Source organism: Stenotrophomonas sp. SrG, assembly GCF_050031795.1.
Lineage (GTDB): Bacteria > Pseudomonadota > Gammaproteobacteria > Xanthomonadales > Xanthomonadaceae > Stenotrophomonas > Stenotrophomonas rhizophila_A.
Genome location: NZ_JBNBBE010001598.1, coordinates 1 through 232, shown reverse-complemented (window position 1 = coordinate 232; position 232 = coordinate 1). Strand labels below are relative to the sequence as shown.

Genomic DNA, 232 nt, shown 5'->3' with positions numbered 1-232 from the left:
CGGGGATTCGCGGTCGTCGCGGAGGACCTCCGCAAGCTGGCGCAGCGTTCGGCCGGCGCGGCCCAGGAGATCACGCAGCTGATCACCGACTCGGTGGCCAAGGTCGGTACCGGCACCAGCCAGGTCGAGAGCGCCGGGCGCACCATGGCCGTGAGCGTGGTCTACGGGCGGCGGGGCTGCGACCGGATGTCCGAGGTCCGCACGGCTACGGGAAAGCGGGGCGTGGCGAGCC

1 protein-coding gene is annotated in these 232 nt (G+C 73.3%); it reads left to right on the top strand.

Annotation, left to right across the window (positions count from 1 at the left end; all coding sequences use genetic code 11):
• On the top strand, positions 1-232 hold a 232-nt coding region (locus ACQG3P_RS24755; protein ID WP_426806526.1), incomplete at both ends, for a methyl-accepting chemotaxis protein.